Origin of the sequence: Streptomyces sp. enrichment culture, from assembly GCF_964273145.1 — a bacterium.
Lineage (GTDB): Bacteria > Actinomycetota > Actinomycetes > Streptomycetales > Streptomycetaceae > Streptomyces.
This window is the reverse complement of record NZ_OZ186873.1, coordinates 1,121,596-1,140,749: the sequence shown is the minus strand read 5'-3', so window position 1 is coordinate 1,140,749 and position 19,154 is coordinate 1,121,596. Positions and strand designations below refer to the sequence as shown.

17 protein-coding genes are annotated in these 19,154 nt (G+C 74.2%); 8 read left to right on the top strand and 9 right to left on the bottom strand.

Annotated features, from left to right (window positions below; translation table 11 throughout):
* Positions 1-78: 78 nt before the first annotated feature.
* Together chpH and ACSU6Z_RS05190 are read left to right on the top strand one after the other, a co-directional pair.
* The gene (chpH, locus tag ACSU6Z_RS05195; RefSeq protein WP_437050184.1) at positions 79-312 is read left to right on the top strand and encodes a chaplin ChpH; all 234 of its coding nucleotides are present in this window, start codon (positions 79-81) and stop codon (positions 310-312) included.
* Positions 313-459: 147 nt separating this feature from the next.
* A complete protein-coding gene (locus ACSU6Z_RS05190; protein ID WP_437043298.1) occupies positions 460-1,245 on the top strand; it encodes a chaplin family protein in 786 nt (261 codons plus the stop codon).
* Between the two features lie 120 nt (positions 1,246-1,365).
* On the opposite strand, the gene ACSU6Z_RS05185 is transcribed toward ACSU6Z_RS05190, so the two are convergent.
* Positions 1,366-1,554, bottom strand: coding sequence for a DUF5703 family protein (locus ACSU6Z_RS05185; protein ID WP_125500254.1), 189 nt, complete (start codon positions 1,552-1,554; stop codon positions 1,366-1,368).
* 47 nt (positions 1,555-1,601) lie between these two features.
* Here ACSU6Z_RS05185 and ACSU6Z_RS05180 point away from each other — a divergent pair, with 47 nt between their 5' ends.
* Positions 1,602-2,312, top strand: a complete 711-nt coding sequence (locus ACSU6Z_RS05180) for a hypothetical protein (RefSeq protein ID WP_437043296.1) — start codon at positions 1,602-1,604, stop codon at positions 2,310-2,312.
* Positions 2,313-2,408: 96 nt separating this feature from the next.
* Here the strand turns inward: ACSU6Z_RS05180 and ACSU6Z_RS05175 are convergent, their stop codons facing one another.
* The gene (locus ACSU6Z_RS05175) at positions 2,409-4,826 is read right to left on the bottom strand and encodes an ATP-binding domain-containing protein (protein WP_437043294.1); all 2,418 of its coding nucleotides are present in this window, start codon (positions 4,824-4,826) and stop codon (positions 2,409-2,411) included.
* Positions 4,823-5,809, bottom strand: a complete 987-nt coding sequence (locus ACSU6Z_RS05170) for an aldo/keto reductase (protein ID WP_437043293.1) — start codon at positions 5,807-5,809, stop codon at positions 4,823-4,825. Before ACSU6Z_RS05170 ends, ACSU6Z_RS05175 begins: the two co-directional genes overlap by 4 nt.
* A 192-nt stretch (positions 5,810-6,001) precedes the next feature.
* On the opposite strand from ACSU6Z_RS05170, the gene ACSU6Z_RS05165 reads away from it, so the two are divergent.
* The gene (locus tag ACSU6Z_RS05165; protein ID WP_437043291.1) at positions 6,002-7,057 is read left to right on the top strand and encodes an LLM class F420-dependent oxidoreductase; all 1,056 of its coding nucleotides are present in this window, start codon (positions 6,002-6,004) and stop codon (positions 7,055-7,057) included.
* A gap of 410 nt (positions 7,058-7,467) precedes the next feature.
* Here ACSU6Z_RS05165 and corA read toward each other — a convergent pair whose 3' ends face one another.
* The gene (corA, locus tag ACSU6Z_RS05160; RefSeq protein WP_437043289.1) at positions 7,468-8,469 is read right to left on the bottom strand and encodes a magnesium/cobalt transporter CorA; all 1,002 of its coding nucleotides are present in this window, start codon (positions 8,467-8,469) and stop codon (positions 7,468-7,470) included.
* Between the two features lie 61 nt (positions 8,470-8,530).
* Here corA and ACSU6Z_RS05155 point away from each other — a divergent pair, with 61 nt between their 5' ends.
* From ACSU6Z_RS05155 to mshC, 4 genes are all read left to right on the top strand, one after another.
* A complete protein-coding gene (locus ACSU6Z_RS05155; protein WP_437043287.1) occupies positions 8,531-9,217 on the top strand; it encodes a histidine phosphatase family protein in 687 nt (228 codons plus the stop codon).
* Positions 9,218-9,331: 114 nt separating this feature from the next.
* Positions 9,332-9,922, top strand: a complete 591-nt coding sequence (locus ACSU6Z_RS05150) for a DUF3090 domain-containing protein (protein WP_358782137.1) — start codon at positions 9,332-9,334, stop codon at positions 9,920-9,922.
* Positions 9,886-10,716, top strand: a complete 831-nt coding sequence (locus ACSU6Z_RS05145; protein ID WP_437043286.1) for an SCO1664 family protein — start codon at positions 9,886-9,888, stop codon at positions 10,714-10,716. The genes ACSU6Z_RS05150 and ACSU6Z_RS05145 overlap by 37 nt, the downstream gene beginning before the upstream one ends.
* A 175-nt stretch (positions 10,717-10,891) precedes the next feature.
* Positions 10,892-12,121 carry a cysteine--1-D-myo-inosityl 2-amino-2-deoxy-alpha-D-glucopyranoside ligase gene (gene mshC / locus ACSU6Z_RS05140; RefSeq protein WP_437043284.1) on the top strand — a complete coding sequence of 410 codons (1,230 nt, stop codon included), beginning with the start codon at positions 10,892-10,894 and terminating at the stop codon, positions 12,119-12,121.
* 65 nt (positions 12,122-12,186) lie between these two features.
* Here the strand turns inward: mshC and ACSU6Z_RS05135 are convergent, their stop codons facing one another.
* From ACSU6Z_RS05135 to ACSU6Z_RS05115, 5 genes are all read right to left on the bottom strand, one after another.
* Positions 12,187-13,185 (bottom strand): PAC2 family protein, encoded by a 999-nt coding sequence (locus ACSU6Z_RS05135; protein WP_437043282.1) that lies wholly within the window; start codon positions 13,183-13,185, stop codon positions 12,187-12,189.
* Positions 13,186-13,420: 235 nt separating this feature from the next.
* Positions 13,421-15,037, bottom strand: coding sequence for an FAD-dependent oxidoreductase (locus tag ACSU6Z_RS05130; RefSeq protein WP_437043280.1), 1,617 nt, complete (start codon positions 15,035-15,037; stop codon positions 13,421-13,423).
* Between the two features lie 29 nt (positions 15,038-15,066).
* Entirely contained in the window at positions 15,067-16,605 is a 1,539-nt protein-coding gene (gene glpK, locus ACSU6Z_RS05125; RefSeq protein ID WP_437043278.1) for a glycerol kinase GlpK, read from the bottom strand.
* 133 nt (positions 16,606-16,738) lie between these two features.
* Positions 16,739-17,533 carry an MIP/aquaporin family protein gene (locus tag ACSU6Z_RS05120; RefSeq protein ID WP_437043276.1) on the bottom strand — a complete coding sequence of 265 codons (795 nt, stop codon included), beginning with the start codon at positions 17,531-17,533 and terminating at the stop codon, positions 16,739-16,741.
* A 296-nt stretch (positions 17,534-17,829) separates the two neighbouring features.
* Entirely contained in the window at positions 17,830-18,594 is a 765-nt protein-coding gene (locus ACSU6Z_RS05115; RefSeq protein ID WP_437043274.1) for an IclR family transcriptional regulator, read from the bottom strand.
* Positions 18,595-19,154 lie beyond the last annotated feature (560 nt).

Sequence of the window (19,154 nt, the reverse complement as noted above, 5' to 3'; positions counted from 1 at the left end):
CTCGTAGCTCCATTACTCCCTCCTCGTTACTCGTCATGTGATCCGCACTTTGGATCGCATTGCCAACTAGGAGGAATGATGATCAAGAAGGTCGTCGCTGCTGCGGTCGCCACGGGTGGCCTGGTTCTCACCGGCGCGGGCATGGCCGTCGCCGACTCCGGTGCTCAGGGTGCCGCCGTGAACTCCCCGGGTGTCGTGTCCGGCAACGTCGTGCAGGTGCCCGTGCACGTTCCGGTGAACGTCTGCGGCAACACGGTCTCCGTGATCGGGCTGCTGAACCCCGCCTTCGGTAACACCTGCATCAACAAGTGACGTCGAGTCTCAGCCTCTGAGGGGCTGAGCCCATCGGCCCCGGAGTGCGCGCCATGCGCTCCGGGGCCGACCCGCCTTGAGAACGACGGGTTCGGGACAACGTCACCACGGCACATCAGTACGAGGTCGAAGGCAGGTATCCAGCGAATGCGACAGGTCACGCGCAAGGGTCTGATGACGGTGGCGGCGGCCACCGGAGTGATCGCCGCCGCCGGCGGCACCGCCCACGCCGACTCGGGCGCCCACGGCTCCAGCTCCCGGTCGCCCGGCGTGCTGTCCGGGAACACGGTGCAGGCGCCGGTGCACGTCCCGGTGAACGTCTGCGGCAACACGGTCAACGTCGTCGGCGTCCTCAATCCGGCGGTGGGCAACACGTGCGTCAACGAGGACGGCGGGGCCTCCGCAGGGCACGGCGGTCACGGCGGCTCCGGCGGTCATGGCGGCTCCGGCGGTCACGGCGGCTCGCACGCGGGCGGCCACGCCGGCGACTCGCCGGGCGTCGGCTCGGGCAACCACGTCCAGGCGCCGGTGCACGTTCCGGTGAACGTCTGCGGCAACGGCGTCAGCGTCGTCGGCCTCGGCAACGCCGCCGGGGGCAACGACTGCGCCAACGGGGGCGGACACCACGGCACCCCGCCGGGCGGCGGCCACGAGACGCCTCCCGGGAAGCCGGGCAAGCCCCATGACCCGGGTAAGCCCGGCGATCCGGGTAAGCCTGGCGACCCGGGCAAGCCCGCCACCCCCGACAAGCCGGGCGACTCCCCGCGCCCCGCCCCCAACCAGCCGGACGTCCAGACCGTCACCCAGTCCGAGGGCACCGCGCAGCTCGCGCAGACCGGCAGCGACCTGCCGCTCGGCCTCGCCCTGCCGATGGGCGCGGGCGTGCTGCTCGCGGGCACGGTCCTCTACCGCAAGGGGCGTGCCTCGGCGTGACGCGGCGGCTGGGGGCGGCACGGCGTCCAGCACGCACCCGGTGCCGTACACCCGGCACACGCGGCGGGCCCCGCACCCGCGGGGCCCGCCGCGTGCGCGTCGCTCACTCCCCGTGCCCGCTCACCACGTGGCGCGCACCTGGCGGATGATCCGCCGGCGCAATCGCACTCTGCGGCTGCCGTCGCGCAGCAGGCTCAGGCGGTACAACTCCCAGTGTCCGTACTCGGCGTGGTCCGTCAGCAGACGTGTCGCCTCCTTGCGGGAGACCCCGCGAGGTACGTACACGTCGACAAATTCGTATTCCGGCATCGCATCTATTGTGCGGGCTGGTGCCTGCTACGGATAGCGTCTGCACTATGTCTGATGCTGCGCAGCCCACCGCTGCCGAGGTACGCGCCGCCGCCGAGGCGGTCAAGACCGCGCTCGACCGCCACCTGGCCGCGGTCGAACGCAGGTCGGGGGAGGACGACCCGGCCGTCTACGAGGCGTTCAACCAGCTGGCCGCGGCCGCGGAGGCGTACGACGAGCTGCTCTACGACCGCTACGACGAGGTCACCCCCTTCGAGATCCCCGGAGCGGACGACACGCTGCCGCCGTACACGGGCCCGGAGGAACCGAACGCGCTGAGCGTACTGATCCGCCGCGACTACACCGTCGTGGAACCGCAGCGGCTGCTGGCGCAGGCCCGGCGGATCGAGACGGCGGACGAGGACGACCGCGCGGACGTGAGCGCCTCCGGCACGGTCCACGGTGCGCTCGGCCTCCTGTTCGGCGAGTTCGAACCGGATGAGATCGCCTCCCGGCACAAGGAGTTCGGCCTGGAGGAGGGCGACTCCACACTGTGGGTGACGGCCGCGGACGAGCCCGCCGAGGCCGGCGAGTGGCTGGAGGCACCGTTCGAACAGATCGACCCGCAGCAGGTGGTCTGCCGCTTCGACGTCAGCGCGGTCTTCGACGACGACATCGACGACGACATCGACGACGATGACGACGACGACAACGTGGAGGACCCCGACGGCTTCGACACGGACCCGGACGGGGACGAGGGGCTCGACGCCGAGCGCTGAGCCGCGGGCGCCGTCCCACGGCACGACGACGGCAGACGGCGGCGGCCGCCGGGACAGCCCCGGCGACCGCCGCCGTCGCGTTCCGTCCCCGCCCGTTCAGCCGGCCGCGGGCACCTGGGGAGCCAGCAGCGCCGGCAGGCGGGTCGTCCGCGGCTTGGCCGCGACCTCGGCCACGGCGCGCGGCAGCGCCTGCTCCACACCGTGCACGACGGACAGATGACGCTCGGCCCGGCCGAACGCCGTGTAGATCCAGGGGCGGCTGAGGGCCGGTACGGCGTCACCCGGCAGCACCACGACCACCGCGGGCCACCGGCCGCCCGCGGCCTGGTGCGCGGTCAGCGCCCACCCGTGCCGCACGCACCGCTCCACCTGCTCCTTCGGTACGACGACGGCCTCGTCGGCGCAGGACAGGTGCAGCCCGTCCGCGTCGGCGCCCACCACCCGGCCCGGCAGCGTGCGGCCCGGGACGGGGGAGTAGGCGACACGGTCGCCGGGGTCGAAGCCGCCGAAGCGGCCGGGGCCCGGATTGAGCCGCTCCTTCAGCGCCGCGTTCAGCGCGCGGGTGCCGACGGCACCGCCGTGCCCCGGGGTGATCACCTGGCTCTCGCCGGCGGGGACGCCGATCGCGCGGGGGACCGAGTCGGCGACCAGTTGCACGGTCCGGTGCACGGCCTCGCCGGCGTCCCGCACCGGGACGATCACGACCTCCTTGCCCGGGGCCCGCACCTGGTTCAGCTCCCCGACGCCGATGCCGGAGACCAGCTCGCCCAGCGGCCCGGGATCCGGGCGCCGGGAGGCGACCCGGGGGCAGATCCGTGCCGCCAGGAGGTCGGCGAAGACCCGCCCCGGGCCCGCGGACCACAGCACCGCCGGGTCCCCGGCCAGTACCAGCCGGGCCCCGTCCGGCAGCGACTCCGTCAGCAGCGCAGCCGCCTCGACGTCCAGCTGGGGCGCGTCGAACACGATGAGCAGATCCAGGTCCAGCGCCCCGTCCGCGTCCCGCCCAGGCCCCTCGGAACCGGCCAGCAGACCGGTCACGGTCGTCACGGGCGACGGCTGGGCCGCCGCGGTGTCCGCCGGCCGGTCCAGCAGGGCCGCGAAGCGGGCGCGGCCGGCCGGGGCGGGTGTGGCGGCCCAGGCGCGCAGTCCGAGGCCGTGGGCGGCGCGCAGCAGCGCCGCCGGTTCGGCGAGGGACGCCTCGCCGCCCGTGTGCAGGACCAGGCCGTGGGCCGCCACCGCGCGGATCAGATCGGCGGCGGAGCCCTGCGCCGAGGCGGCCCGCTCCCAGTCCTCCTCGGCGGCGGCCCGCGCCGGCGCCGAGTTCACCAGCCGGGCCAGGCCGTCGGCGAGGCTCTCCTCCGCGAGCGCGTACCGCTCCAGACCGACCAGGACGCGGGCCGGGGCCTCGCCGTCCGCACCGTCCTCCTGCGTCGCGTCGTCCCGCCGGGCCGTCCCGCCGGGCTCCTCCAGGGCGTCCTGGAACAGCAGGGCCTCGCCCTCGGCGAGCGTGCTCTGCACGGCGGCGTCGGCGTCCGGGACGCCGTACCGGCCCAGCGCGGCCGTGAGCTGGGGGAGCTCCAGGGCGGTGTGCCCGGCCAGGGCCGCCTGCTCCAGGAGCCAGCCGGCGACCGCGCGGCCTCGCCGCTCGTCGCCCGGGCCGCACTCCGCGCCGAGCAGCGTCCGCGCGAACCCGTCGGCCTGCTCCGGCCGCACGCCCGGGACGCGCAGCAGCTGCCAGGGGTCCGTGCGCAGCCGCTCGTCCGCGCTCTCGCCGAGGACCGCGGCGACCTGCGGCGCGAGCGCCTCGGGCGCGCCGCCTGCGGCCAGCACGCGCCGCAGGGCCTGGACGGCCTCGGGCGCGGGGGGCGCGGGGGCGGCCGCCGGGGCCGGCTGCGGCCGGTGTACCGGCTCGGGGCGCGGCGGCTCGGGGGCGGGGCGTGGTGTCTTCGGCGCGGGGGCGTCGAAGACGGGGGCCGCCGGCTTCCGGCCGCTCTCGACGGCCCGGACGGCGGCGAGCAGGTCGGCCGCCTTGCCGCTGAGCTTGCGCCCGCTCTCGATCGGTCCCTGCCTCTCCGCCTTCCGCCGCTCGATGCGCTCCCGTTCGAGCCGCTGGGCGAGCAACTCGGCCTCGGCCTCGGACAGGTTCCCGCCCTCACCCGCGGCATCGGTGCTGCCGGCGTCCGCGTCCCCGGCTCCGGCCCCCTCCCCGGTCCGGGGGTCCCGGGGACCGGGGTCCTCGTCGGCGGGACCGCCGCCCCCGGTCCCCGCGCCCCCGGCGTCCCCGTCCCCGTGCCCGCCGTCGGTGTGCGGGACTTCCCGGTCGTCCGGGTCCGTGCCGCCGGACTCCCCGTCCCCGCCCCGCCGGCTCCCGGTGCCCGCCTCCTGCGGGCCCGGGGAGTCGCCCCCGCCGCCCCGTGCCCCGGCCGGGGCGCCCGTGCCCCGGCCGGCGTCGGCCCCCGTGGTGCCCGGTGCCCCCGGCTCGGCGTGCTCCGTGGTCTCGGGCTCCGTGCTCACAGCGTGCTCCAGTCGTGATCGGGATAGCGGTGCACGGGCGCCGACACGTCGTCGAGCGCCCGGCAGATCTCCTCAGGAAGACTAAGGGCCTCCACTGACAGCGCCGCTGTGAGCTGCCGCGCGTTGCGCGCGCCGACGATGGGCGCGGCCACGCCGGGCCGGTCCCGGACCCAGGCCAGGGCCACCTGGAGCGGGGTCACCGCGAGCCCGTCCGCCGCCGTCGCCACCGCGTCCACGATGCGGCTGGCCGTGTCGTCGAGGTAGGGCGCCACGAACGGCGCCAGGTGCTCGGAGGCGGCCCGCGAGTCCGGCGGCGTGGCGTCCCCCCGGTACTTGCCGGTCAGGACACCGCGGCCCAGCGGTGAGGAGGGCAGCAGCCCGATCCCGAGGTCGAGCGCGGCGGGCAGCACCTCGCGCTCGACGCCGCGCTGGAGCAGCGAGTACTCCATCTGCGTGCCGGCCAGCCGGGTCCGCGTGCCCGGCGCGGCCAGCTGCCAGGTCGCCGCCTTGGCCAGCTGCCAGCCGCAGAAGTTGGAGACCCCGGCGTAGCGGGCCCGGCCGCTGCTGACCGCCAGGTCCAGGGCGCTGAGCGTCTCCTCCAGCGGCGTGTGGGGGTCGTAGGCGTGGACGTGCCACAGGTCGACGTGGTCCGTGCCGAGCCGGGCGAGCGAGGCGTCCAGCGCGGAGAGCAGGTGGCCGCGTGAACCGTCGAAGCGGCGGTCGGGGTCCGGTACGCTGCCCGCCTTCGTCGAGATCACCAGGTCCCGGCGCGGCACCAGGCCGCCGATGAGCTTGCCGAGCAGGTACTCGGCCTCTCCGTCGCCGTACACGTCCGCGGTGTCGACGAGGGTTCCGCCCGCCTCCCAGAATGTCTTCAGCAGCTCCGCCGCGTCATGCTCGTCGGTGTCCCGCCCCCAGGTCAGGGTGCCGAGACCGATGCGGGACACGCGCAGGCCGGTGCGGCCGAGATGCCTCTGCTCCATGAACGCCGAGATTACTGGCTAGGGGTTCGCACGTGGGTGCCCGCGGGTCACCTGTTCCCGTTCCCGGCGGCCGCACACCGCCGCTCCGCGCTTCCCGCACCACAGCGCGGGCGCCCGCTGCTGACGCGCACGCGCGGGCCGCGCTAAGGTCGGGCCCCAACGGACGTTACTGATCGGTAAGGGGAATCGGCCATGCAGCTCGGGATCAACCTCGGCTACTGGGGCGCCGGAATGGACGCGGACAACCTCGCCGTCGCCCGGGAGGCCGACCGGCTCGGCTACGCCGTCTGCTGGGCCGCCGAGGCCTACGGCTCCGACGCGGCCACCGTGCTCGCCTGGGTCGCCGCCCGGACCGAGCGCATCGACGTCGGCTCGGCCATCTTCCAGATCCCGGCCCGGCAGCCCGCCATGACCGCGATGACGGCCGCCACCCTCGACTCCCTCTCGGGCGGCCGCTTCCGGCTCGGCCTCGGCGTCTCCGGCCCGCAGGTGTCCGAGGGCTGGTACGGCGTGAAGTTCGACAAGCCGCTCTCCCGCACCCGCGAGTACGTCGAGATCGTGCGCAGGGCGATGACGAGGGAGCGGCTGACGTACGAGGGCGAGCACTGGACGCTGCCCCTGCCCGGCGGCCCGGGCAAGCCGATCAAGCTGACCGTGCACCCGCAGCGCGAGCACATCCCGCTGTACATCGCCGCGATCGGCCCGAAGAACCTGGAGCAGACCGGCGAGATCGCCGACGGCGCCCTGCTCATCTTCCCGTCGGCCGAGCACCTGGAGGAGACGGCGATCCGGCACCTGCGGGCCGGGCGCGAGAGGGCCGGCAAGAGCCTCGACGGCTTCGACGTCTGCCCCACCCTGCCGCTGGCCCTCGGCGACGACGGGGACGTGCCCGCGCTCGCCGACACCTTCCGCCCGTACACCGCGCTGTACGTCGGCGGCATGGGCAGCCCCCGGCAGAACTTCTACAACCGGCTCGCCCGGCGCATGGGGTACGAGCGGGCCGCCGCCGAGATCCAGGAGAAGTACCTGTCGGGCGACAAGCGGGGGGCCGCGGCCGCCGTACCGCACGAGCTGATCGACCGGACGACGCTGCTGGGGTCCGTGGACCGGATCGCGGACCGGATGAAGGCCTACGCGGCGGCCGGGGTGACCACCCTCTCCCTCGCCCCGGCGGGTTCCACGCTCGACGAGCGCATCGCCGCCCTGCGCGCCGGCGCCGAGGCCCTGGAGCGCGCCGGCCTCGCCTGACGCGGCGTACGGCCCGACGCGGCCGGTGGGGTTCTCGCGGCCGTGGTGGGGGCTCGGGGGTCTTCCCCGCCACGGCCGTCACGCAGGACAACGCGCCCGCGCGCGCCTGGTTACGCCCCTCCCCGCCTCCGGACGCTTCCTCCCGGAGGGGCGCACGCTGTGGGAGCGCCGCTCGCCGGGATCCGTGTCCGCCGGGGCGACGGCCCCGCCGTGGCGGACCGCACGGGGCACGTCCCCGGCCGGCGGAGGGCGAAGCCGGCGGCGCTTGCCGCGGGCACCCGCGCGGCAGGCGCCCAAGGGGCGCCCCGGCGGCCGGTGACCGTGCGGCCCGAGACGCCCGAGCGGCGCGGCGCGCCGGGCGGCCCGACTTCGCCCCGCGTCCGGGTCCGCCGGACCGCCCGGGGCGCCCCTCAGAGCCAGCCCCGGCGCTTGAACAGCCGGAACACCAGCACCTCCAGGACGGCCATCAGCGCGATCAGCGCCGGATAGGACCACACCCAGCGCAGCTCCGGCATGTGGTCGAAGTTCATGCCGTAGATCCCCGCGATCATCGTGGGGATCGCGGCCATGGCCGCCCACGCGGAGATCTTCCGCATGTCGTCGTTCTGCCGGACGCTCATCTGCGCCAGATGCGCCGACAGGATGTCCGAGACCAGCCGGTCCAGGCCCTCCACCGACTCGTTCACGCGCGTGAGGTGGTCGTGCACGTCCCGGAAGAAGGGCCGCGCGGTGTCGTCCACGAACGGCACCCGCACCGGCCCGCCGAACGGGCCCGTGCCCGCCAGCCGGGACAGCGGCGGCACCAGCGGGCCTACGGCGCGGCGGAACTCCAGGATCTGCCGCTTGAAGTTGTAGATCCGCGACGCGGTGTGGCGCGAGCCGCCGTCCTCCGGCGAGAACACCTCCGCCTCCAGGCCCTCCAGGTCGGCCTGCAGCTCGGTCGCCACGTCCAGGTAGTGGTCGACGGCGGCGTCGGCGATCGCGTACAGCACCGCGGTGGGGCCCTTGGCGAGCAGTTCGGGCTCCTGCTCCAGCCGGTTCCGCACCGCCTTCAGCGGGGCGCCCTCGCCGTGGCGGACCGTCACCACGAACGCGTCCCCCAGGAAGACCATGAGCTCGCCGGAGGAGACGGTGTCGTCGGCCGCCTCGTACACGACCGGCTTGAGCACCATGAACAGCGAGTCCTCGTACATCTCCAGCTTGGGCCGCTGGTGGGCCTTCAAGGCGTCCTCCACGGCCAGCGGGTGCAGTGCGAACTCCTGCGTGACCAGGTCGAACTCCTCCGCGGTCGGCTCGTGCAGCCCGACCCAGACGAATCCGCCCGCGGCCCGCGCCTCGCCGAGCGCGTCGGAGAAGTCCTCGGGTCCCTCGCGGCGCCGCCCGTCCCGGTAGATGGCGCAGTCGACGATCACCGAACGCACTCTCCCCTCACCCCGGCGCCACCGCGCCGTTGCCTACGCCTACCCTGGCCGCATGCCCACGCTGATCCTGGTCAGACACGGACGTTCCACCGCCAACACCGAGGGGCTGCTCGCCGGCTGGACGCCCGGCGTCGGCCTCGACGAACGCGGCGCCGCACAGGCCGCCGCCCTGCCCGGGCGGCTCGCCGGACTGCCCCTCGCCGAAGTCGTCACCAGCCCGCTGCAGCGCTGCCGGGAGACGATCCGCCCGCTGCTCGACGCCCGGCCCGAGCTGCGCCCCCACACCGACGAGCGGATCGGGGAGTGCCACTACGGCGACTGGTCCGGCCGCAAGCTCGCCGAACTCAAGGACGAGCCGCTGATGGAGGTGGTGCAGGCGCACCCCTCGGCGGCGGCCTTCCCCGGCGGCGAGTCGATGCGCGCGATGCAGACCCGCGCCGCGGAGGCGGTGCGCGAGTGGAACGCGCGCGTGGAGCGCGACCACGGCGCCGACGCCGTCTACCTCATGTGCTCGCACGGGGACATCATCAAGTCGCTCGTCGCGGACGCGCTCGGGCTCCATCTCGACCTCTTCCAGCGGATCAGTGTCGAACCGTGTTCCGTCACCGCGATCCGCTACACCCGGCTGCGGCCGTTCCTCGTCCGTCTCGGCGACACCGGCGACTTCGCCTCCCTGGCGCCGCGGGAGGAGCCGCCGGGCGACGACGCGACCGTCGGGGGCGGTGCGGGCGCACCGTGATCGTCGGCCGCAGTAGGGTGAAGCGGTCGCAGCAGCGCCGTCCCACGGCGTCCACCAGGTTCCGTTCATCCCGCCGATCCGCCTTTTCGCCACGACATTCAATGGAGACAGGACGTGTCCCGTCAGGTGTTCCTCTACGACCAGCCGGAGCGCTTCGTGGCCGGTACGGTCGGACTGCCCGGGCGCCGTACGTTCTTCCTCCAGGCCTCCGCCGGCTCCCGGGTGACCAGCGTGGCCCTGGAGAAGACCCAGGTCGCCGCGCTCGCCGAACGCATGGACGAGCTTCTTGACGAGGTGGTGCGCCGCAGTGGCGGCAGCGCCGCCGTCCCCGCCGTCGCCCCCGTGGAGATCACCGACACCGCCCCGCTGGACACCCCCATCGAGGAGGAGTTCCGGGTCGGCACCATGGCGCTGGCCTGGGACGGCGAGGAACAGCGCATGATCGTCGAGGCGCAGGCCCTCGTCGAACTCGACGCCGACTCCGAGGAGGACCTCGCCGAGGCCGAGGAGCGGCTCCTGCAGGACGAGGAGAACGGGCCCCCGATGCTGCGGGTCCGGCTCACCGGCGCGCAGGCCAGAGCCTTCGCCAAGCGCGCCCTGGACGTCGTCAACGCCGGGCGGCCGCCGTGCCCGCTGTGCAGCCTCCCGCTCGACCCGGAAGGACACGTATGTCCGCGCCAGAACGGATACCGCCGCGGGGCGTGACGGCCGGGGCGCCGGCCGCCGACCTGCTCGCCCGGGGCGAGCTGACCGTCCGCGGACGCATCCGTGAGGCGTCCAACGCGGCGCTGTACTGCACGGTGACGCACGAGGGCCGCGAGGCCGCCTGCGTCTACAAACCGGTCGCGGGGGAGCGCCCCCTGTGGGACTTTCCCGACGGCACGCTGGCCGGACGGGAGGTCGCCGCGTACGAGGTCTCCGAGGCCACCGGCTGGGGGCTCGTGCCGCCCACCGTGCTGCGGGACGGGCCCTACGGCGAGGGCATGTGCCAGCTGTGGATCGAGACGGAGCCGGAGGCGGAAATCCTCGCCCTGGTGGAGGGCGAGGAGCCCGGCCCCGGCTGGAAGGCGATCGGGTTCGCCGAGGTCGCGGAGGGGCGGACCGCGCTGCTCGTGCACGCCGACGACGAGCGCCTGCGGCGGCTCGCCGTGCTCGACGCCGTGATCAACAACGCCGACCGCAAGGGCGGCCACCTGCTGCCCGCGGCCGAGGGGCGGCTGTACGGCATCGATCACGGGGTCACCTTCCACACCGAGGACAAGCTGCGCACGCTGCTGTGGGGCTGGGCCGGGGAGCCCCTCACCGAGGAGGCCGTGGCCGTGCTCGGCGGACTGAGGGAGGCGCTGGAGGACGGCGGTGCCCTGGCGGTCCGGCTGGCCGGACTGATCACTCCCGCCGAGATCGGCGCCACGCGCGCGCGGGTCGACGCGCTGCTGGCCTCGGGGGTCCATCCGGAGCCGGGCGGAAAGTGGCCGGCGATCCCCTGGCCGCCGGTGTAGGGGCCGCCCGGCACGGCCGCCGCACCGGCGGCCGGCACCGCCGCGCGGCGTGGCGGCGGCACGGAGCGGCCCGGCGCCGTCGCAGCACAGCGGCCGGTCGTGTGCAAGAGCGTCTCCTCGGCCATCCGCTCGATCCGGTTCGTGGCCGCAACCTCGCTCCGGTTACGCTCATGACATGCATGCCTGGCCCGCTTCCGAGGTCCCCGCCCTGCCTGGTCAGGGCCGCGACCTGAGGATCCACGACACCGCGACCGGCGGCCTCGTCACCCTCGACCCCGGTCCCGTCGCCCGTATCTACGTCTGCGGCATCACCCCGTACGACGCCACCCACATGGGACACGCGGCGACCTACAACGCGTTCGACCTCGTGCAGCGCGTGTGGCTCGACACCAAGCGGCAGGTCCACTACGTCCAGAACGTCACCGACGTCGACGACCCCCTGCTGGAGCGGGCCGAACGGGACGGCGTCGACTGGACCGCCCTCGCCGAGAGGGAGACCGCTCTCTTCCGTGAGGACATGACGGCGCTGCGCATGCTGCCGCCCCGCCAGTACATAGGCGCCGTGGAGGCCATACCCGGCATCGTGCCGCTCGTGGAGCGGCTGCGGGACCTCGGTGCCGCCTACGAACTCGAGGGGGACGTCTACTTCTCCGTCGAGTCCGACCCCCACTTCGGCCGGGTGTCGAACCTGGACGCCGCCGCGATGCGGCTGCTGTCCGCCGAGCGCGGCGGAGACCCGGACCGGCCGGGCAAGAAGAACCCCCTCGACCCGATGCTGTGGATGGCGGCCCGCGAGGGCGAGCCCAGCTGGGACGGCGGCTCCCTCGGCCGCGGGCGGCCCGGCTGGCACATCGAGTGCGTCGCCATCGCCCTCGACCACCTCGGCATGGGGTTCGACGTCCAGGGCGGCGGCTCCGACCTGGCCTTCCCCCACCACGAGATGGGCGCCTCGCACGCCCAGGTCCTCACCGGCGAGTTCCCCATGGCCAAGGCGTACGTCCACGCCGGCATGGTCGGCCTCCACGGCGAGAAGATGTCCAAGTCCAAGGGCAACCTGGTCTTCGTCTCGCAGCTGCGGCGCGAGGGCGTCGACCCCGCCGCCATCCGCCTGGCGCTGCTGGCCCACCACTACCGCTCCGACTGGGAGTGGACCGACCAGGTGCTCCGGGACGCCGTCGCCCGCCTCGGCCGCTGGCGCGCGGCCGTCTCCCGGCCCGACGGCCCGGCCGCCGACGCCCTCGTCGAGGAGATCCGCGACGCCCTCGCGAACGACCTGGACGCCCCGGCCGCGCTCGCCGCGGTCGACCGCTGGGCGGCCCTCCAGGAGGAGACCGGCGGTACGGACACGGGCGCGCCCGGCCTGGTGTCGCGCGCCGTCGACGCGCTGCTGGGCGTCGCCCTGTAGAGGCACGGCAGGGTCTCGTCCGACCCGGCGGCCGGGCGGAGCGTACGCTCCGCCCGGCCGCGCCGTCAGTCCTCCGACGACTCCTCGTCGTCCCCGCCCGCCGCCGGCGGCTTCGGCGGCCGGGTCCGGCCGCCGGGATTGTCCCGCAGGTACGGAGTGCCGGACGGACCCGGGGCGGCGTCGCCGCCGTCCGCCGTGGCGTGCCCGCCGGACGGCCCGCCGCCCCCGTCCCGGCGCCGCAGGTACCGCTCGAACTCGCGGGCGATCGCCTCGCCCGACGCCTCCGGCAGCTCCGCGGTGTCCCGGGCCTCCTCCAGCGCCTGCACGTACTCGGCGACCTCGCTGTCCTCGGCGGCCAGCTGATCCACGCCCACCTGCCAGGCACGCGCGTCCTCGGGCAGCTCGCCCAGCGGGATGGGCACGTCGATCAGGTCCTCCAGGCGGTTGAGGAGGGCCAGCGTCGCCTTCGGGTTCGGCGGCTGCGACACGTAGTGCGGCACCGCGGCCCACAGCGACACCGCGGGTACACCGGCGTGCGTGCACGCCTCCTGCAGGACGCCGACGATGCCCGTCGGGCCCTCGTACTTGGTCTCCTCCAGGTCCATGCGGCGCGCCAGGTCGGGGTCCGAGGTGGTCCCGCTGATCGGGACCGGACGCGTGTGCGGGGTGTCCCCCAGCAGGGCGCCCAGGACGACCACCAGTTCCACGCCCAGCTCGTGGGCGAAGCCCAGCAGCTCGTTGCAGAACGAGCGCCAGCGCATGGACGGCTCGATCCCCCGGACCAGCACCAGGTCCCGCGGCCTGTCACCGCCGACCCGGACCACCGACAACCTCGTCGTCGGCCACATGATCTTGCGGACGCCGCCGTCCATGAACACCGTGGGACGGTTCACCTGGAAGTCGTAGTAGTCCTCGGCGTCCAGCGCCGCGAACACCTCGCCCTTCCACTCCCTCTCCAGATGCGCGACCGCGGTGGAGGCGGCGTCGCCGGCATCGTTCCAGCCCTCGAACGCGGCCACCATGACCGGGTCGATCAGCTCGGGAACTCCCTCGAGCTCGATCACCCAGCGCCTCCTTCCGACGTGCCCTCGCTTGACGTCCCAACCTTACGGCGTGCCGCGAGGGCGCCCGCAGCCCCCTTGCGCGGGAGAGTGCCCCCATCACTGCCCCGGGAACCAGCCCGGAACACCCGGGCGGGCGGGGGCGGCCGGAGACGGGCGGGAGGCGGGTGGGGGCACACCGGAAGGGGCGGCTCCGGGGTGCGGAGCCGCCCCTTCCGGGCGGGGGGGCGGCCGGTGGTTACTTCTTGTCGAGCAGGTCCCGCACCTTCGCGCGGATCTCGTCCGTGGCCAGGCCGCGGATGGTCAGCGTGGTGCGGCGGCGCAGCACGTCGTCCGGGGTCTCGGCCCATTCGTGGTCGCGGGCCCAGACGACCTGCGCCCAGATCTCCGGGGCGTCGGGGTGGACGCGCTCGGCGAGCCGGGGATCGTCGTTGGCCAGGCGGGCGATGTCGAACGCCAGTGAGCCGTAGTGGGTGGCCAGGTGCCGGGCGGTGTCCGCCGCCATCCGCGGGCCGGGCGCCGGGTGGTCGGCCAGGAGGCGGTGGGCGACCGCGCGGGGGTTGGCGACACCGGGCAGCGGCACCTTCCTCGGCAGGGAGGAGACCGGCTCGAAGCCGTCGCCCAGCGGGTGGCCCGGCAGCGACTCCAGCTTCCTCATCACCGTACGGCCGATGTGGCGGAAGGTGGTCCACTTGCCGCCCGCGACGGACAGCATGCCGCCCCGGCCCTCGGTGACCACCGTCTCGCGCTTGGCCTTGGCGGTGTCGCCGGGACCGCCCGGCAGCACGCGCAGGCCCGCGAAGGCGTACGTGATCAGGTCCCGGTCGAGCTGCCGGTCGCGGACGGAGAAGGCGGCCTCGTCGAGGATCTGGGCTATGTCCCTGTCGTTGACGGCGACGTCGGCCGGGTCGCCCTCGTACTCCTCGTCGGTGGTGCCGAGCAGCAGCATGTCCTCCCAGGGGAGGGCGAAGGTGATGCGGTACTTGTCGATGGGGGTCGCCAGCGCGGCCTTCCACGGCGAGGTCCGCTTCAGCACCAGGTGCGCGCCCTTGGACAGGCGGATGGACGGCGCGGCGTTCGGGTCCTCCATGCGGCGCAGGTGGTCGACCCAGGGGCCGGTCGCGTTCAGCACCAGCCGGGCGTTCACCCCGAACTCCTCGCCGGACAGGCGGTCCTTCAGCTCGGCGCCGGTGACGCGGCCCCGGGTGAAGCGCAACCCGGTGACCTCGGCGTGGTTGAGGACGACGGCGCCCGCCTCGACGGCCGCGCGGACCGTCATCAGCGCCATCCGCGCGTCGTTCATCTGGTCGTCGCCGTAGACGGCCACGGCCTTGAGGTTCTCGGTGCGCAGCTCGGGGACGTCGGCCTGCGCCCTGGCGGGGGAGAGCAGGTGGCCGACGCCGTCGCCGAAGGCGCTCAGCGCCGAGTAGGCGAAGACGCCGGCTCCGAGCTTGGCCGCGCCGTGCGGGCCGCCCTTGTACACGGGCAGGTAGAAGGTGAGCGGGTTCGCCAGGTGGGGGGCCACCTGGCGGGAGACCGCGCGGCGCTCGAAGTGGTTCTCCGCCACCAGCTTCACCGCACCGGTCTGCAGGTAGCGCAGGCCGCCGTGGAGCAGCTTGGAGGAGGCGGAGGAGGTGGCGCCGGCGAAGTCGCCGGCGTCGACCAGGGCCACCCTGAGACCGGACTGCGCGGCATGCCAGGCGGTGGAGATGCCGAGGATGCCGCCGCCGATCACGAGGAGGTCGTACGACGCTTTGGAGAGCTGCTCCCTGGTCTCGGCGCGGCTCGGGTTGGAGCCGGAGGCCGGGCGCGTCCCCAGGGCAGGCACGGACTGCAGGGTGGGCTGAGTGGTCATGTCGGGTTCTTGCTCCTCGTCGGCTGGTGTCAGCCTTCGTCGTCGATCCAGCCCATGGTCCGCTCGACGGCCTTGAGCCAGTTCTTGTACTCACGGTCGCGGGTCACCGCGTCCATGCGGGGGGTCCACTCGGCGGCCCGCCGCCAGTTGGCGCGCAGGTCGTCGGTGCTGTTCCAGAAGCCGACGGCGAGGCCGGCGGCGTAGGCGGCGCCGAGGCAGGTCGTCTCGGCGACCATCGGGCGCACCACGGGGGCGTCCAGGAAGTCCGAGAGGGTCTGCATCAGCAGGTTGTTGGAGGTCATGCCGCCGTCGACCTTGAGGGCGGTCAGCTCGACGCCGGAGTCCTTGGTCATGGCGTCGGCGATCTCCCGGGTCTGCCAGGCGGTGGCCTCCAGGACGGCGCGCGCGAGGTGCGCCTTGGTGACGTACCGGGTCAGGCCGGCGATCACGCCGCGGGCGTCGGAGCGCCAGTACGGGGCGAACAGGCCGGAGAAGGCCGGTACGAAGTACGCGCCGCCGTTGTCCTCGACCTGCATCGCCAGCGTCTCGATCTCGGCGGCGGTGGAGATCAGGCCCATCTGGTCGCGCATCCACTGCACCAGGGAGCCGGTGACGGCGATGGATCCCTCCAGCGCGTAGACCGGCTTGTCGTCGCCGATCTGGTAGCCGACGGTGGTCACCAGCCCGCTGTAGGAGTTGATGACCTTGTCACCGGTGTTCATCAGCATGAAGGTGCCGGTGCCGTACGTCGACTTGGTCTCGCCCTCGGAGAAGCAGGTCTGCCCGAACAGGGCCGCCTGCTGGTCGCCGAGCGCGGAGGCGACCGGGACGCCGCCGAGCAGCTCGCCCAGCCGGCCGCCCCTGATCTCGCCGTACACCTCGGCGGAGGAGCGGATCTCGGGGAGCATCCGCGGCGGCACGCCGATGGACTCGCAGATCCGCTCGTCCCACTGGAGGGTGCGCAGGTTCATCAGCAGGGTGCGGGAGGCGTTGGTGACGTCGGTGACGTGCCGGCCGCCGTCGGTGCCACCGGTCAGGTTCCAGACGACCCAGCTGTCCATGGTGCCGAAGAGCAGGTCGCCGGCCTCGGCGCGTTCGCGCAGGCCGTCGACGTTGTCGAGCAGCCAGCGAGCCTTGGGGCCGGCGAAGTAGGAGGCCAGGGGCAGGCCGGTCTCGCGGCGGAAGCGGTCCTGGCCGACGTTGCGGGCCAGCTCCCGGCACAGGGCGTCGGTGCGGGTGTCCTGCCAGACGATGGCGTTGTGGACGGGCTCACCGGTGTGCCGGTCCCACACGAGGGTGGTCTCGCGCTGGTTGGTGATGCCGATGGCCTTGATGTCGTCGCGGGTGATGCCGGCCTTGGCGACGGCGCCGGCGACGACCTCCTGGACGTTGGCCCAGATCTCGGTGGCGTCGTGCTCGACCCAGCCCGGCCTGGGGAAGATCTGCTCGTGCTCCTTCTGGTCGACGGAGACGATCCGCCCGTCCCGGTCGAAGACGATGCAGCGGGAAGAGGTCGTGCCCTGGTCGATCGCCGCGATGAAGGGGCCGGCGGTGTGGGCGTCGGTCACTGTGTGCTCCTGGAGGTTCCGTGGTGGTGGGGCTTGCGTGTACGGCGCGCGCCGTGCGGCTCGGGGCCCGTGCCCGGGGGGAGGGCTGGGCGGCGCTCCCGGGGCACTGGGCGGGGTACTCCTGTGAGCACCCTCAAGCGAACGCGACGTCGTACACGCCCGCGGCGACCGCCGCGCCGATCAGCGGTCCGACGATCGGGATCCAGGCGTACCCCCAGTCGGAGCCGCCCTTGTGGGGCAGGGGCAGGAGGGCGTGCACGATGCGTGGGCCGAGGTCACGGGCGGGGTTGATCGCGTAACCCGTCGGCCCGCCCAGGGACAGGCCGATCGAGACGACGACGAAGGCGGTGATCAGGACGCCCAGGGTGCCCAGGCCGTCGCCCTCGGCGTTCAGGCCCTGGGTGAGGATGGCGAGCAGCAGGACGAAGGTGCCGATGATCTCCGTGGCGAGGTTCTGCGCCGCGTGGCGGATCTCCGGGCCGGTGGAGAAGATGCCCAGCACCGGGCCGGCGCCCTTCTCCTGCGCCACGACGGCCTTGGCCGCGGTGTCCTGCGGGGCCGGGTCGCCGACGATCTCCCGGTCGGTGAGGTGGGCCTGGAACTGGCCGTAGTAGGCGATCCAGACCAGGGCCGCGCCGATCATGGCGCCGAGGAGCTGCCCGGCCAGATAGGTCGGGACGTCGCCCCACTCGCCGTCCTTGAGGGCGATGCCGAGCGTCACGGCCGGGTTGAGGTGGGCGCCGGACAGCGGTGTGGAGATGTAGGCCGCGGTCATGACGGCGAAACCCCACCCGAAGGCGATGGCGACCCAGCCGGCGTTGCGGGCCTTGGATGCCTTGAGCGTGACGGCGGCACAGACTCCGCCACCGAGCAGGATGAGCACGGCGGTACCGATGGTCTCGCCGATGAAGATGTCGGAGCTGGACACCCGCGACTCCTTTGTCCTTCGTCCAGGGGATGCCGAACCCGGGTCCCTCCGGGTCTTCCGGCGCTCTCGGGGTGAGAGCGATGGCGGCCCTTGGCGTTGCCACACTCTAACGCGTATTGCCGGTAGGTGTTCGACAATGCCGACCGATGGACGGGAGTCTTGCTCCGGCGTTACTCGTGCGTCAAGGGTTCTGTTATCGAAAGCACGATCGTTATTGATCGGTTCGGTCGATCGGCCCCGCGAGGTGTGCGCACCGGTCCGGGGATCGCGGGCGGGGCGCCGGGGCCGGGCGGGCCTCAGAACCGTCCGGCGCCTAGGTCCCGCGAGACCGCGCGGGCGCAGTCGCGCACGGCCGCGACCAGCTCGGGCCGCAGCTCGCCCCCCCGGCACAGCCGCTCCACGGCGCCGGTGACGCCGACGGCGCCCACCGGCATCCGCCGCCGGTCGTGGATGGGGGCCGCGACGGAGGCGACGCCCTCCCAGGTCTCCTCGATGTCCGCCGCGTAGCCACGCGCGCGTGTGAGGTCCAGGATCCGCTCGAAGCCGTCCAGGTCGCAGACGGTCCGGTCGGTGAACGCCCGGCGCTCGGACTCGGCTGCCTCGCTGCGGGCCACGGGGTCGTACGCCGACAGCACCTTGCCCAGGGCCGTGGAGTGCAGCGGCTGCATCGCCCCGATCTCCAGCACCTGCCGGCTGTCGTCGGGCCGGAAGACGTGGTGCACGATCAGCACGCCCTGCTGGTGCAGGACGCCCAGGTAGACGCTCTCGCCGCTGGAGCGGGCCAGGTCGTCCGTCCACACCAGGGCGCGCGCCCGCAGCTCGTGCACGTCGAGATAGGTCGTGCCCAGCCGCAGCAGCTCGGCGCCCAGCTGGTAGCGGCCGGACGCGTCGTCCTGCTCGACGAAGCCCTCCTGCTGGAGGGTGCGCAGGATGCCGTGCGCGGTGCCCTTGGCCAGGCCCAGCGAGGAGGCGATGTCCGACAGGCCGAGCCGCCGCTCGCCGCCCGCGAGCAGCCGCAGCATCGCGGCCGCCCGTTCGAGCGACTGGATGTTCCGTGCCATCGCCGTCCTGCCTCCGTCCCTTCGACTGCCGCCTCTGCGGTGTCGCTGCCGCTGTTCGGCATTGCCGAACACTACCGGTGATCACCGACCCGCCGCCAATGGTTGGTCGGCCACCGTCGCGCCGGCCGTGCGCCCGGGGCGGGCGCCGCCCCGGGCGCACGGCCGGCCAGGCCGGCGGCGGCGGAGGACCCCGCGGGGGCGGATTCCGTGCCCGGCCGGAAGACGCGGTCCCTCCTCGCACGGGCCGGCGCCCGGGAAACCGGACGCCGGGCAAGGGTAGGCCAGGCCGTGCGCACGCCCCGGCACTCCGGGCCTGCGCGGCCGGGGCCGTCCCGCCCCTCCCGCCCGTGCCGCCGGGGCCGTCCCGCGTGCGCCGCGCGCCGCCCGGACGGAGCACCGCCGCGGTGTCCGGCCGTCGTGGGCGGGACCGCTCCCGGCGCGCTCCGCCCCCGTTCCGCCCGTACGGGTCACCGCCGCCGTGCCCGGTCACGGCGCGCTCCGCTCCCCGCTCCCGTCCGTCCCGTCCGCCCCGTCCGCGCAGGTCACCGCGGTGCGCCAGG